The organism is Clostridium sp. OF09-36 (genome assembly GCF_003481985.1).
GTDB lineage: Bacteria > Bacillota > Clostridia > Lachnospirales > Lachnospiraceae > Brotaphodocola.
Genome location: NZ_QUMD01000012.1, coordinates 56,742 through 71,132, shown reverse-complemented (window position 1 = coordinate 71,132; position 14,391 = coordinate 56,742). Strand labels below are relative to the sequence as shown.

The 14,391-nt window shown below is 50.1% G+C and carries 11 protein-coding genes and 1 pseudogene; 1 reads left to right on the top strand and 11 read right to left on the bottom strand.

The window, feature by feature from the left end; genetic code table 11:
* Positions 1 to 67: 67 nt before the first annotated feature.
* From DXA97_RS11075 to pta, 11 genes and pseudogenes are all read right to left on the bottom strand, one after another.
* Positions 68 to 1,080: pseudogene (locus DXA97_RS11075) on the bottom strand (chloride channel protein).
* A gap of 265 nt (positions 1,081 to 1,345) precedes the next feature.
* Complete coding sequence (ilvA, locus tag DXA97_RS11070) at positions 1,346 to 2,608, bottom strand: threonine ammonia-lyase (protein ID WP_118720096.1); 1,263 nt, start codon at positions 2,606 to 2,608, stop codon at positions 1,346 to 1,348.
* A 90-nt stretch (positions 2,609 to 2,698) separates the two neighbouring features.
* Positions 2,699 to 3,637 (bottom strand): signal recognition particle-docking protein FtsY, encoded by a 939-nt coding sequence (ftsY, locus tag DXA97_RS11065; RefSeq protein WP_118540776.1) that lies wholly within the window; start codon positions 3,635 to 3,637, stop codon positions 2,699 to 2,701.
* A 109-nt stretch (positions 3,638 to 3,746) separates the two neighbouring features.
* Positions 3,747 to 7,307: a chromosome segregation protein SMC gene (gene smc, locus DXA97_RS11060; RefSeq protein WP_118720094.1), complete on the bottom strand. Its 3,561-nt coding sequence runs from the start codon at positions 7,305 to 7,307 to the stop codon at positions 3,747 to 3,749.
* A complete protein-coding gene (rnc, locus tag DXA97_RS11055; protein WP_118540780.1) occupies positions 7,298 to 7,993 on the bottom strand; it encodes a ribonuclease III in 696 nt (231 codons plus the stop codon). Before rnc ends, smc begins: the two co-directional genes overlap by 10 nt.
* Before the next feature lie 132 nt (positions 7,994 to 8,125).
* Complete coding sequence (acpP, locus tag DXA97_RS11050) at positions 8,126 to 8,356, bottom strand: acyl carrier protein (protein ID WP_118540782.1); 231 nt, start codon at positions 8,354 to 8,356, stop codon at positions 8,126 to 8,128.
* 100 nt (positions 8,357 to 8,456) lie between these two features.
* Positions 8,457 to 9,482, bottom strand: coding sequence for a phosphate acyltransferase PlsX (gene plsX / locus DXA97_RS11045; RefSeq protein WP_118540784.1), 1,026 nt, complete (start codon positions 9,480 to 9,482; stop codon positions 8,457 to 8,459).
* A gap of 294 nt (positions 9,483 to 9,776) precedes the next feature.
* Positions 9,777 to 9,959, bottom strand: a complete 183-nt coding sequence (gene rpmF / locus DXA97_RS11035) for a 50S ribosomal protein L32 (RefSeq protein WP_118540788.1) — start codon at positions 9,957 to 9,959, stop codon at positions 9,777 to 9,779.
* Between the two features lie 3 nt (positions 9,960 to 9,962).
* Positions 9,963 to 10,490 (bottom strand): DUF177 domain-containing protein, encoded by a 528-nt coding sequence (locus DXA97_RS11030; protein WP_118720092.1) that lies wholly within the window; start codon positions 10,488 to 10,490, stop codon positions 9,963 to 9,965.
* 85 nt (positions 10,491 to 10,575) lie between these two features.
* Complete coding sequence (locus DXA97_RS11025) at positions 10,576 to 11,775, bottom strand: acetate kinase (RefSeq protein WP_118720090.1); 1,200 nt, start codon at positions 11,773 to 11,775, stop codon at positions 10,576 to 10,578.
* 33 nt (positions 11,776 to 11,808) lie between these two features.
* Positions 11,809 to 12,804: a phosphate acetyltransferase gene (gene pta / locus DXA97_RS11020; protein ID WP_118540793.1), complete on the bottom strand. Its 996-nt coding sequence runs from the start codon at positions 12,802 to 12,804 to the stop codon at positions 11,809 to 11,811.
* A gap of 240 nt (positions 12,805 to 13,044) precedes the next feature.
* Between pta and DXA97_RS11010 the strand changes: the two genes are divergently transcribed.
* Complete coding sequence (locus DXA97_RS11010; protein ID WP_182436866.1) at positions 13,045 to 14,334, top strand: nucleotidyltransferase; 1,290 nt, start codon at positions 13,045 to 13,047, stop codon at positions 14,332 to 14,334.
* Positions 14,335 to 14,391: the final 57 nt, after the last annotated feature.

The window sequence follows — 14,391 nt, the reverse complement described above, 5'->3', positions numbered from 1 at the left end:
GGATGAACCTCACTATTGCAGGAACAGGTGCCGGTATCGTTCCGATGCATACTGGCACCTGCAATATTTACTCGTTTGATTTTCGGTTAATGAATTCTGTCCGGATCTTGGAATAAACGAACTTCTGGCTGTGGTAGAGCCCATAATATCCAGACAGGGTAAAGCACACTGCCACGGCAATGGCATAATATGGCATTGCGGCAAATCCAAAAAGTTCAAATGCCATGAACATCGTGGACACCGGACAGTTTGTTACGCTTACGAACAGGCATGCCATTCCAACCGATGCGCACAGTCCGACCGGCAGTCCGGTCACCAGGCTCATCAAGTAGCCAAACGCGGCGCCGACCGTCAGCGTCGGCACGATCTCTCCGCCCTTAAAGCCTGCGCCAAGCGCTACTCCGGTAAACAGGATCTTCATCAAAAATGCATAAACCGGAATTCTTTCACCTTCAAATACCATTTCGATGATCTGAGCACCACTTCCGTTGTAAAGCCGCGCCGGAAACAGGAGGGTCAGGACAATAAAGATCGCGGATCCCGCCAGCACGCGGATATAGGGATTCGGAAAAACCTTCCGGTAAGCATGACCACACTGATGCAGGCTGACACAAAGGAAGATTCCGACACAGGCACACAAAATTCCGATGAGCACTGTCAGAAGCGCAGATGAGGCGCCAAACTCCGGCACCAGGCCGATCTCATAATGCTCCGGAGCCAGACCCAGGAATTTTGCCACTGACACACCGACAAACGCCGAAAAAACGCATGGAACCAGAGCCGCATAGTACATAACGCCAATGCTGATGACCTCCATGGCAAACACGGCTGCCGCAAGCGGAGTTCCGAAGATAGCGGAGAACCCGGCACTCATGCCGCACATAATGGCAATCTTTCTGTCCTTCTCATCCAGTCGAAAAGCCTTACCGATCAGGTTCCCAGGCTTCCGCCAAGCTGCAGTGCTGCTCCCTCCCGGCCGACGGAAGCCGTTGCCAGATGGCTCAGCAGAGTTGAAATAAAGATCAGCGGAGCAGTTGCCGGCGTAACCTCCTCTGTAGAGGAAATAGAATCCAGGACCATATCCGTACCGCGGTTTTTTTCTTCATGTGCAAACCGGTACAGCCATACGATCAGGAGTCCGACAAGCGGAAGCAGATACAACGTCCAGCTGTGGCTCTTCCAGAAAGCAGTTGCTTTCTGGATACCAAGGCCAAACAGGGTTCCGGCCAGACCGATCGTCACACCGGAAATTGCAGAAATAAAGGTCCATTTCAAAAAATAACGTATATTCTGACGGAGTGCCTGAATTGTCTCATTTGTATGTTCTGTCATAATCGTTCACCACTCAGTCGCTGTAGGTGCCCTTGGACTTCACCAGCTTCGGACGGTATCCGGCATCGTTTAATGCCTGCACGATACGGTTCTTATGATCGGTTCCCTCAGCCTCCAGGGTAATGCGCAGCTCTACAGCCGCATTGCGGTTGATGCTGATGAACTGGTTATGCTCCAGCTTGATGACATTGCCGCGCTGCTCTGCAAGCAGGGAAGAAACCTTTGCCAGCTCGCCTGGCTTGTCTGGAAGCAGAACGGATACGGTGAAGATACGGTCTCTCTGGATCAGGCCATGCTGTACTACAGAAGACATGGTGATGACATCCATGTTGCCGCCGCTCAAAATAGAAACGATCTTCTTTTTCTGTACGTTTAAGTGCTTCAGGGCTGCTACGGTTAAGAGGCCGGAGTTCTCGACGATCATTTTATGGTTCTCCACCATATCGAGGAAAGCTACGATCAGCTCGGAATCTTCCACGGTGATGATGTCATCCACATTTTTCTGGATGTACGGGAACAGCTTCTCGCCCGGGCGCTTCACAGCGGTACCGTCTGCGATGGTGTTTACGATCGGAAGGGTCAGGACATGGCCTGCCTTTAAGGACTCCTGCATGCAGTTTGCGCCAGCCGGCTCCACGCCGATGACTTTAATCTTCGGATTTAATAATTTTGCAAGGGTGGAAACACCGGTGCACAGACCGCCTCCGCCAATCGGAACCAGAATGTAATCTACGGTCGGCAGCTCCTTGATGATTTCCATGGCGATGGTTCCCTGTCCGGTTGCCACATCCAGGTCATTGAACGGATGCACGAAGGTGTAGCCGTGCTCTGCTGCCAGCTCGTAAGCGTGGTCGCATGCCTCATCGAACACATCTCCGTAAAGGACAACATCTGCGCCGTAGCTTCTGGTGCGGTTTACCTTCATAAGCGGTGTGGTGGTCGGCATCACAATGGTTGCCGGAATGCCAGCCAGCTTTGCTGCGTATGCAACACCCTGTGCATGGTTTCCTGCAGATGCGGTGATCAGGCCGCGCTGCTTCTCCTCCTCCGTAAGGGTGCTGATCTTGTAATATGCGCCGCGCACCTTATAAGCACCGGTATACTGCATGTTCTCCGGTTTGAAGTAAACCTTGTTTCCGGTTGCTGCGGAGAAATACTCACTGTAAACCAGTTTGGTCTCCTGGGTCACTTTCTTGACTTCCTCAGAAGCCTCCTCAAATTTTTCGAGGGTTAAGTCCTCTTCCTTCTGCTCTTCTAATACCTTTTCGTTTTCCACGTCTGTAATCTCCTTTTCGTCTGGTGTGGTATCAAAATCCTGTATTGCTTTTTTGTTTCTTATGGCAACGGTATTGCTTCCTGTTTGCGTTTAATCTTCTTTCTTTACATCAAACAGTGCTGTCACAAAATCCTGGGAATTGAACTTCTGGAGATCGTCGATCTTCTCGCCCACTCCCACGTATTTTACCGGGATGCCCAGTTCGGACTGGATCGCAACTGCAATGCCGCCCTTCGCTGTACCGTCCAATTTGGTCAGGATGATGCCGGTGATGTCCGCAACCTCCATAAACTGCTTTGCCTGGGCCATGGCATTCTGACCGGTAGTTCCGTCCAGCACGACCAGCGTCTCGCGGTATGCATCCGGGTATTCCTTGTCGATGATACGGTTGATCTTTTTTAACTCCTCCATCAGGTTCTTTTTGTTGTGAAGACGGCCTGCAGTGTCGCAGATCAGCACATCTGCCTGGCGGGACTTCGCCGCTGCAACGGCATCGTAAATGACGGCTGCCGGGTCAGAACCCTCCTGCTGGGCAATGATCTCTACGCCGGCGCGGTTTGCCCACTCCGTGAGCTGCTCGATCGCTGCCGCACGGAAGGTATCGGCTGCCGCAAGGATGACCTTCTTGCCCTCATCCTTTAACTGGCCTGCCAGCTTACCAACAGAGGTTGTCTTACCAACTCCATTGACACCAATGACCAGGACAACGGATTTGCGGTTTTCAAACTCGTAGGCATTCTCGCCCAAATCCATCTGCTCCCGGATGGAATCGATCAAAAGCTGCTTGCACTCTGCCGGTTCCTTGATGTGCTGCTCCTTTACCTTTTTTCTTAAATCATCCAGCACGGACATGGTGGTCTGGATTCCCAGATCGCCCATGATCAGGGTTTCCTCCAGCTCCTCATAGAAATCCTCATCAATGGCGGAAAAGCCACTGAAAATGGAATCCATGCCGGAAACGATATTCTCACGTGTTTTGTTTAAGCCTTCAACCAGACGGCTGAAAAAGCCCTTCTTCTTTTCTTCCACGCGCACTCCTCCTTGCTTCTTTTATATTCAGGAAACGAATCTTTCGATGTTTTTCCTTTTGCACATGTTCCTCGCATCCTTTTGCTTCGATACTTAGGAATATAGCCCCTTACGCATCCAGCTGATCTTCGATCAGATTGACCGACACCAGGGTTGACACGCCCTTTTCCTGCATGGTGATACCATACAGGCGGTCCGATGCCACCATGGTACCACGCCGGTGCGTAATGACAATAAACTGCGTGTTTTTCGTCAGTTTATGTAAGTAATTCGCATAGCGGTCTACGTTCGAGTCATCCAGCGCCGCCTCAATCTCATCTAACAGACAGAACGGGGACGGTTTTAAGTTCTGGATCGCAAACAGCAGTGAGATCGCCGTCAGCGCTTTCTCGCCACCGGATAACTGCATCATATTCTGCAGTTTCTTTCCCGGCGGCTGGGCAATGATCTGAATCCCCGCCTCCAGAATGTCCTCATCCTCCTGCAAGGACAAGGTTCCGTGTCCGCCGCCGAACAGTTCCTTGAATACCCGGTCAAATTCCTTGCGGATCTCCTGGAACTTTTCCTCAAACTGACGGCGCATGCCGGTATCCAGCTCTTCGATGATGCCCTGTAGCGTTGCCTCGGCCTCTACCAGGTCATCGTGCTGGGTTTTCATGAACTCATAGCGCTCCGAAATTTCTTTATAATCCTCGATCGCATTGACATTGACACTGCCAAGGGCACGGATCGAACTCTTCAATTCCTCAATGCGCTTTTTCACCTCAGAAAGAGAAACGGGCTCTGTGCTGCGAAGCTCCTTTGCCGCTCCCGGCGTCAGCTCGTATTCATTCCACAAATAGCTGATCTGGCTTTCCCGGCGCTCTTCCAGCTTTTCCCGCTGGCTCTGCAGACGGAACAGATCCTTATCCAGCCGCCCGATGCGTCCGGATAATTCCTCCCGCTGTCCAAAGAACGCTTTCTGTTTTCCGGTTTTTTCCTCTTTCAAGGCTGCCTGGACCTGAACCTGCTCTGCCAGCTTCTGCTTTTCTTCCTCCGTGTGAAGGATCAGTTCCTGCAGCTTTGCAATTTCCCGGTTCTTTTCCTCCACAACAGAACCGGAATCGGTATCGTGGGACAGAAGCTCTGCCTGCTCTTCCTGGAGAACCTTCATTTCCTGCTCCACGCGCGCGATATTTTCTTTTACGAAGTCCACGCGCTGCTTTAAGTTCGCCGTTTCCAGACGGATCGTCTCCAACGCCTTCGCTTTTTCTTCGCGGACCTTCTTTTGTTCTTCCAGCTTTGCAGTGACCGTTTCCATGCGGGCATTTTCCTGCTCGCTGTCTTTTTTCAGAAGCTCAGTTTCTACCGCCAGTTTCTTTCTGCCTGCCTCGATCTCACTGATCTGGCTTTCCAGTTGGCTGTTTTCCAGCGCCAGATCCTGATAGGATTCCCGGATTTCCTCCCGCTTATCCTCAAGCTGGTTCACATTCATCTGCCTGGTGTTTGCCTGGAGGGATACGGTATGGTGCTCTGTCTTTAAGCTTTCCAGTTCTTCCTTCTTCTGCGCAAAGAGTGCCTCATTCATGCCAAGCTCCTGCTGCAGCTTGTCCGAAGCCTTTAACGCCTTCTGGCATGCTGCTTCCAGTTCTTCCAGTTCTCTCTTTCGTCCCAGAAGATTGCTGGAATTCTTGAACGCACCACCTGTCATGGAACCGCCGGCGCTAAGAAGTTCACCTTCCAGCGTCACAATACGCAGGGTATATTTGAATTTCCTTGCCAGGGCAATGGCATGGTCGATGGTATCTGCCACAACCACGCGCCCCAGCAGATATTTCGCAAGGACCTGATACTCTTTTTCCACATGGACCAGTTCACTCGCCAGACCGATGACGCCCGGCTCTTTTAATGCCTCCGGCTTGGAAAATCCGCCATTCTGTCCGATACTGGTCAACGGCAGAAATGTCACGCGTCCATAGCGGTTCTTCTTTAAATACTCAATGAGCTGCTTGGCTGTCTGCTCGGAATCCGTTACCACATTCTGGATGCTTCCGCCTAGAGCCGTCTCGATCGCAGTCTCATACTTTTTCTCCGTCGTGATCAGGTCAGCCACAACGCCGCGGATGCCGCGCACCCGATCCCGGACCTCCATGACCCGGCGGATACTGCCGCCGTAACCCTCGTAGCGCTCTGCCAGGTTCTTTAACGACTCCAGCTTTGTATAAGCGGTCCGGTACTCCTGCTGTGTTTCATTTAAGGAACGAGTAATCCGGCGTACCTCCTCTTCGCACTGGGTAAGCTGACCCTCACACTCTGTCTGTGCCAGCTCCAGCTCTTCCAGGTGCGCCATGGTCTCAGACAGCTTTTTACGTTCTGTCTCAAGCTGTTCATCCTGCACGGATTCATCGCTCTTAAATTTTAAAAGCTTCTGGCATACCTCAGAGCGGCGCACCTGCACCTGCTCTAACATCGCCTCAAAACGCTGGTCCTTTGCATGGATCGAAGCACTCTCATTCATGCCGTTCATCACACGGGTTCTGGCATCCTCGATCTGCTGCTCCATGAGCATCATGGATTCATCGAGATTGCGAAGCCCGGTTTCCGCAGTCTCCTGTTGTTCCCTTCTGCTTTCCTCTGCCCCGGTGATGCCGGCATTATCCTCCTGATACTGCCGGATCTGCTTCTCTTTTTCCTCCAGGGAAGCCCCAATGGCTTCGATACGGGAGCGGATATGTTCCGCATTCATCTTTTCGGTATTGATCTGCTCTTTTAAGACGTTGATCTGACCCTCCAGATTTCCCTTTAACATCTGCGCCTGGCTTTCCTGGTTTCTCTGCTCCGTCAGCGCCTGGTCAAGTGCCGCAATCTCCTGCTCCAGCTGTTCATACGCTTCCTTCAGATGATCGGACTGCGCATTCGCATCCTCCAAGTCTCCGGAAACAATCTCTTCCTTTTTGCTGATTTCCTGAAGCTGCTTTCCATTTTCCTCAGACTCCAGTAAAAACAGGTTCACATCATACGTCTTTAACTCTTCTTTGAACGACAGATATTTTTTTGCCGTCTCGGACTGTCTCGCCAGAGGGCCGACCTGCTTTTCCAGTTCCGACAAAATATCGCTCACACGGACCAGATTCTGTTTTTCATCCTCCAGCTTTTTCTGGGCAATGACTTTGCGACGCTTAAATTTTACGATTCCCGCCGCCTCATCAAACAGCTCCCGGCGCTCCTCCGGCTTGCCGCTTAAGATTTTATCGATCTGGCCCTGTCCGATGATGGAATAGCCCTCCTTGCCGATACCGGTATCATAGAAAAGCTCACTGATGTCTTTCAGACGGCAGGTACTTCCGTTGATCTTGTACTCACTCTCACCGGAACGGTACAGACGTCTCGAAACCGTGACCTCATCATAGTCGATGGCAAGCTGGTGGTCGGAGTTATCCAGCGTGATAGCAACGTACGCGAACCCCTGCGGCTTGCGGATCTCCGTTCCGGCAAAGATGACATCCTGCATGGAACCGCCGCGCAGCTGCTTGGCCCGCTGTTCACCTAAAACCCAGCGCACCGCGTCCGCAACATTGCTCTTGCCGCTTCCGTTCGGTCCCACAATGCCGGTAATGCCGTTGTGGAACTCAAAGAGGATCTTATTGGCAAAGGATTTAAACCCCTGTATCTCAATGCTCTTTAAATACATGCTTTCCCTCTCAGTTTCAAAATGCCGTGGTAAGCGGCCACAGCCTCCGCGGCCTTTTTGGTCGGGCCGGTTCCGCGGCCAAGCTCCTCGCCGCCGGACAGAGCGCGCACCTCAAAGACCTTGTGATGATCCGGTCCCTCTTCACGCAAAATCTCGTATTCCAGATGTGCTCCTGCAGTGGCCTGGATCATCTCCTGCAGAATAGTCTTGCTATCGTAAAAGAGCTGCTTGTGCTCAATGTCATTCAGAATGAAACGGTGAATGAACTCTTTTGCATTAGCAAAACCACCATCCAGATAAATGGAACCAATCAGCGCCTCCATAGCATCGGAAACCACCGAATTGCGTTCTCTGCCGCCGGTTGCTTCCTCACCTTTTCCTAAGAGCAGATAGCTGCCCAGCTCCAGATCAGCCGCACAGTAAGCCAGCGTCGGCTCACAAACCAGGCTCGCACGGATCTTGGAAAGTTCTCCCTCCGGCTTCTCCGGGTACTTGTGATACAGAAAATCACTGGAAACCACTTCCAACACTGCATCTCCCAAAAACTCCAGCCGCTCATTGCAGACTGCCTTGTCCTTTTTATGCTCATTGGCATAGGAGCTGTGGGTCAGGGCACGGTGAAACAGGTTTTTGTCCTTGAAGGTGTAACCGCACCGCTGTTCCAGTTCGTTTAGATCGCGATTCATATTTCCTCCTTGTCTGATATTGCTGCTCCATGGCAACCACAATCTGCTGCGGTCCATGTCTTGCGCAAATTTATGGGAAAGGGGCGCGCAAGGAATGCACAGCCCCTTTCATCCTTCATTTTATTATATTAATTAATTCAGTGCGTTTTTAATCTGCTCGATCGCATCGGAAACGCTGACGATCTGCTCTGCAACCTCAGTCGGGATCTCGATGTCGAACTCTTCCTCGATACCCATGATGATCTGGAAGATATCCAGGGAATCTGCACCAAGATCCTCTACGAATGTGGTATCCATGGTAATCTCATCCGGCTCAATGTTTAATACCTCTGCAATGATGTTCTGTAACTTCTCAAACTCCATAATTCCTCTCCTAACTTTTCTTAATTTTTATTGTAACTGCCCGAAGCCCGGACTGTTTACTTACTGAATTTGTTTCTGTCATGACAGCGCTGCTTTATTTTTACGCTTCTGCATTTTTCTCGCTCTGTGCCTCGCGGTCCAGACATTCCTTGATCTTTTCGTTGATCTGCTGCTCTTTGAAGGTCACACACTGAATGATCGAATTGCAGACCTCGGTTGCCTTGGAGCTTCCGTGCGTCTTAACTACCAGACCTTTCAGTCCAAGCATCGGTGCACCGCCATACTGGCTTGCATCAAACGCTTTCAGAGTTTCCTTCAGCGCCGGTTTTACTAACAGCGCACCAATCTTGCTGCGCAGGCTGCTCATCATGCCCTTCTTAACCATAGAGATCAGCGCTGCTCCGGTCCCTTCATAAAGCTTTAAAATAACATTGCCCGTGAAGGCCTCGCAGACGATGACATCGGCTCCGCCATGCGGGATCTCCCGCGCCTCGATACTTCCGGTAAAGTTGATATCCTTGCACTCCTTTAAAAGCGGGAAGGTTTCCTTTACCAGGGCATTGCCCTTTTCCTCTTCTGCACCGATATTCACAATGCCAACTCTCGGCTTGCTAATACCTATTACATGCTCCATATAAATAGAACCCATACGTGCAAACTGAACCAGATGGGATGGTCTGGAATCAACGTTCGCGCCGCAGTCAAGCAACAGGGATACGCCCTTTTCCGTTGGGATCAGCGCACCAAACGGCGGACGCTCCACACCCTTGATACGGCCTACCAGCACCTGGCCGCCTACCAGAACGGCACCGGAACTGCCCGCTGATACAAACGCGTCTGCCTCTCCGTTCTTCACCAGGTTCATTCCAACAACAATGGAAGAATCCTTCTTTTTTCGAATTGCATTAACCGGCGGCTCCTCCGTCTCGATCACTTCCGAAGCCTGTACCAGAGTGATCTGCTCCTTCGGGTAGGTATGGGAAGCAAGTTCTTTTTTTACCGCTTCTTCCTGTCCGACCAAAAGAACATGAATGTCGCTTCGTTTATTGACAGCCTGAACGGCTCCTTTTACAATCTCGCCCGGGGCATTGTCACCGCCCATAGCATCCACAGCTACATGAATCATATGACTTCTCCTTTTTTCATCAGCTAAAAAACTGATTTCGTAATTAAATATACTAGATTCCATTCTATAAATCAATATGATTTTTCATTACTCTTCGCATGTGGATATATCAGTTATTTGTGATCCAGATAAGCTAACCGACCGCGGCTGCTGCGGTGCACCGGATCTGATTTTTGAAACCTTCCAATTCACATATCCCCATTTGAATTGGGTTACGATTGGGTTACAAACGCTTTAAAAATGAAAAAAGGACTGAACAAAACTGTTCAATCCTTGATTCTAAGCCATTTCTAATTAGTTCTCTACAGAAACGATCTCTTTCTTGTTGTAAGAACCACAAGCCTTGCAGACTCTGTGAGGCATCATCAGAGCGCCGCACTTGCTGCACTTTACTAAATTCATAGCGCTCATTTTCCAGTTAGCTCTACGTTTGTCACGTCTTGCTTTGGAAGATTTATTCTTTGGGCAGATAGACATGGTTTACACCTCCTTAAACTTTTGAAATAAATCCTGGATTACTGACATTCTTGGGTCAGGCGAACTCCGGTCACAGGAACATTCCGTGTGATTAAGATTCGCACCACATCTATTGCAAATTCCTTTGCAGTCTTCCCTGCATAATACCTTCATAGGCAGATTAAGCAATAGTTCGTTACTGAGCAACCGGTCTACATCCAGATTATAGCCGCTTACATAGGGCTGTTCATCGAGATCTTCTGTACGCTCGCTTTCGGTCTTTGTCATATCCAGTTCTTCGTCGAGTTCCAGTTCAAAAGGAATGTCGACTGGCTCCAAGCATCTGTCACATGGCATCTGCAGGGTTACCTGCGCGTTGCCGGTGAGAAGAAGCTTCTTATCACCAAGATTGTGGATATGCAGCTGAACCGGACTGCGGGATACGATGTCGTATGCATCCTTGCTGGTGCAAAGCTGGTTTATATCGATATCGCACGTATAGTCTTTCTCTTTTCCGTCTACGGAAAACAGCTCTGTCAAATTAATAAGCATATTAGTCTCCTAATACGCACCTGTGTAATTATACACAGGTGCGTCGGCTTTGTCAACAAATATTTTAATTTTTTCAAAAACCAAATTATGCCTCTACCAGTCTCTTGGTCTCTCTTGCGATTGCAAGCTCTTCGTTGGTCGGGATCAGCATTACTTTGACTTTGGAATCTGCTGCGGAAATAACAGCGTTCTTTCCTCTTACATCGTTAGCCTGGTCATCGATCTTCACGCCAAGGTAGCCTAAGTACTCGCAGATAGCCTTTCTGCCTGCCTTATCGTTCTCGCCAACACCTGCGGTGAATGCGATTGCATCTACGCCGTTCATTGCTGCGGTGTAAGCACCGATGTATTTTGCTACACGGTAAACGAATGCATCCAGAGCTACTGCTGCTAAGTGGTTGCCCTCTTCCCTTGCCTTCTCGATATCACGGAAGTCGCTGGAGATGCCGCCGCTCATGCCAAGTACACCAGACTTCTTGTTGAGGATGTTTAATACCTCGTTGACGTCCTTGCCCTCTTTGTTGCAGATGAACTGTACAACAGCCGGATCGATGTCACCACTTCTGGTACCCATGATCAGACCCTCAAGAGGAGTAAGACCCATACTGGTATCTACGCACTTGCCGCCGATGGAAGCAGATACGCTTGCGCCGTTTCCTAAGTGGCAAACGATAACCTTTGCATTCTTCGGATCCAGTCCGCCGAACTTGATAGCCTCGCCAGATACGAACATATGGCTGGTGCCGTGGAAACCGTAACGACGGATGCTGTATTTCTCATAGTACTCGTGCGGGATTGCGTACAGATAAGCCTTCTCCGGCATAGCCATACCAAATCCGGTATCCCATACTGCTACGTTTGGCTTGCCCGGCATAGCTGCCTCAGCTGCCTCGATACCCATTAAGTTAGCCGGGTTATGCAGCGGTCCAAGATCAAAGCACTCACGGATTACTTTCTTAACGTCATCGTTTACAACGATGGACTCGCTGTACTTGGTACCAGCGTGCAGTACGCGGTGACCGATTGCTGCGATCTCATCGGTGCTCTTGATTACACCGTGCTCGGCATCCTGAAGAGCTTCCATAACCATCTCGATTGCTACTGTGTGGGTCGGCATGTCTTTCTCTACGACATATTTGTCCTTGCCAGCCGGCTGATGGGTAAGCTTGGAGCCCTCGATACCGATTCTCTCGCACAGACCTTTTGCGATTACGCTCTCATCGGTCATGTCGATCAGCTGGTACTTTAAGGAAGAGCTTCCGCAGTTGATAACTAAAATCTTCATAATGTGATATTCTCCTATAATACTTAACTTAAATTACTGGTTCTGGCACTGTACTGCAGTGATTGCAACAACGCCTACGATATCGTCAGCAGAGCAGCCTCTGGACAGATCGTTAACCGGCTTTGCAATACCCTGGCACATCGGGCCATAAGCCTCTGCCTTGCCAAGTCTCTGAACCAGCTTGTAGCCGATGTTTCCTGCATCCAGATCCGGGAATACCAGAACGTTTGCATGACCTGCAACCTTGCTGTCTGGAGCTTTGGAAGCGCCAACTTCCGGAACGATTGCTGCATCAAGCTGAAGCTCGCCGTCCAGTGCAAGCTCCGGAGCCATCTCCTTAGCCAGCTTGGTAGCCTCTACAACTTTGTCAACATCTGCATGCTTTGCGGAACCCTTGGAAGAATGGGACAGCATAGCAACCTTCGGCTCCTCGCCGGTCAGCATCTTGAAGCTCTCTGCAGAAGATACTGCGATTGCTGCTAACTCTTCCGGATTCGGATTCTGGTTCAGACCACAGTCTGCAAATACGAAAGTACCGTTGCTGCCAAGATCGCAGTCCGGAACTTCCATTAAGAAGAATGCGGATACCAGCTTGGTGCCCGGTTTGGTCTTGATCACCTGCAGGCACGGACGAAGGGTGTTTGCGGTAGAGTGGCAAGCACCGGAAACCATACCGTCAGCATCGCCATTCTTGATCATAAGGCAGCCATAGTAAGCGTAATCGCTTAAGATGGTCTCTTTTGCTTTCTCAGGAGTCATGCCTTTGGACTTTCTCAGCTCAACGAACAGGTCGATATACTCCTGTGTCTTCTCGTAAGTCTGCGGATTGATGATCGTAGCACCGGATACATCCAGTCCCTCGCTGTGAGCGCCGATATCCTCCGGAGTACCGATGATAACAAGGTTTGCAAGACCCTCTTTCAGAATCTTCTCTGCAGCGACCCAGGTTCTGCGGTCCATGGACTCAGGCAGTACGATTGTTTTTTTATCTGCCTTTGCTTTGGCTTTGATTACATCAATAAATCCCATAATAATACCCCTTTCATGATTTAATGCATATAGTCTTATTATATACGGATTAAAAAGCAAAAGACAAGCTGTATTTTGTATTTTTTTGCACTTTTTGTAAAACAATGAAAGGGGATTTTTCCAAAGTCCTTCTCAAAAACCTGAATCTGCATCCGTTGCAGATCGGAGTGGCTTATGATATGATTGCTTGTATTAACCGGTAGAACAATTTCTCCATAAAACAGAAAGGATTCTGAAGTCATGTCCCCAATCAAAACAGCAGGCATCATTGCCGAATATAACCCATTCCACAACGGTCACCATTACCAGATCCAGGAGCTTCGCCGCCTGACCGGTGCAGACTATGTGGTCGTTGCCATGAGCGGGGATTTTGTCCAGCGGGGAGAACCTGCCATCTTTGATAAATATACCCGTACCCGCATGGCTTTATGCGGCGGCGCGGACTTAGTCGTGGAACTGCCGGTCCTGTTTGCCACCTCCAGTGCGGAGGATTTTTCTTCCTGCGGCGTGGCACTGTTGGAGAAGCTTGGTGTCGATCTGCTTTGTTTCGGAAGCGAATCCGGCGATTTAAAGAAACTGCAAAAAGCTGCAGAAATTCTGGTCAAGGAACCGGAAGCATGGAAAATACGTTTGAAAGAGCATCTGAAAAAAGGAGAAACTTACCCCACAGCCCGCAGTCTTGCCACAACCGAATACACCAAAGACCCAGAGCTTGCCGCGCTTCTTTCCTCCCCCAATAACATCCTCGCGATCGAGTATTTAAAGGCATTGAAGAAACGCAGCAGCCCGGTCACACCGGTCACCATACAGAGACAGGGTGCAGGATATCACGACACACGGCTGGAGCAGGAGGAATCATTTCGCAGCGTATCTGAAAATAAATTTTTCGCATCTGCCTCTGCCATCCGAAGCCTGATCCAGAACAACGGCTTTGATTCAGACGCCATCACAGAGAAACTCCGTTCCCAGATCCCTGCTACCACCCTCTCTGCCCTCATTTCCGAAGGCGCACTGGACACCCCGGTCTTTCCGGATGATCTGACAACGCTTTTGAATTTCCGTCTTCTCTCCCTGACGCAGGAACAAAAAGGGTTCAGTACGTTTTCAGATCTGTCCCCGGAGCTGGCTTCACGCCTCGCAAAGCAGACATTGCAGTTTGCTTCCTGCACAGAACGGATCGACCATTTAAAAACAAAAGGCTACACCTACACCCGTATCAGCCGGGCGCTGCTGCATCTGCTCCTTGGCATTACCAGCGAACAGGTTTTTCATGCACGCGCACTGGATTACGCGCCGTACGCCCGCATTCTGGGGTTCCAAAAGTCCTCTGCTTTGCTTCTGTCCCACCTGCGCGAAAAGAGCCAGATTCCGCTGATCACCAAAACTGCCGATGCTGGGAAGCTTCTCACACCGGATGCCCTGGACATTTTAGAAACGGACTTCTTTGCGTCCCATCTTTATCAGGCAATTCTGGCTGGCAAAGGGCGTCATATCCGCAACGAATACACAAAATCGGTGATCATCGTGTAAAATGAAAAATCCGTCGCAGTCCCATAACCGCAGCGGATTTTTCACTTTATTGTTATC

Coding starts and splice junctions, on each gene's coding strand:
- smc (WP_118720094.1), bottom strand. CDS start 7,307: ATGTATTTAAAGAGCATTGAGATACAGGGGTTTAAATCCTTTGCCAAT.
- plsX (WP_118540784.1), bottom strand. CDS start 9,482: ATGATTCATGTAGCTGTGGATGCTATGGGCGGTGACAATGCCCCGGGC.
- rpmF (WP_118540788.1), bottom strand. CDS start 9,959: ATGTCTATCTGCCCAAAGAATAAATCTTCCAAAGCAAGACGTGACAAA.
- DXA97_RS11030 (WP_118720092.1), bottom strand. CDS start 10,490: ATGCTTATTAATTTGACAGAGCTGTTTTCCGTAGACGGAAAAGAGAAA.
- pta (WP_118540793.1), bottom strand. CDS start 12,804: ATGGGATTTATTGATGTAATCAAAGCCAAAGCAAAGGCAGATAAAAAA.
- acpP (WP_118540782.1), bottom strand. CDS start 8,356: ATGGAGTTTGAGAAGTTACAGAACATCATTGCAGAGGTATTAAACATT.
- rnc (WP_118540780.1), bottom strand. CDS start 7,993: ATGAATCGCGATCTAAACGAACTGGAACAGCGGTGCGGTTACACCTTC.
- DXA97_RS11010 (WP_182436866.1), top strand. CDS start 13,045: ATGTCCCCAATCAAAACAGCAGGCATCATTGCCGAATATAACCCATTC.
- DXA97_RS11025 (WP_118720090.1), bottom strand. CDS start 11,775: ATGAAGATTTTAGTTATCAACTGCGGAAGCTCTTCCTTAAAGTACCAG.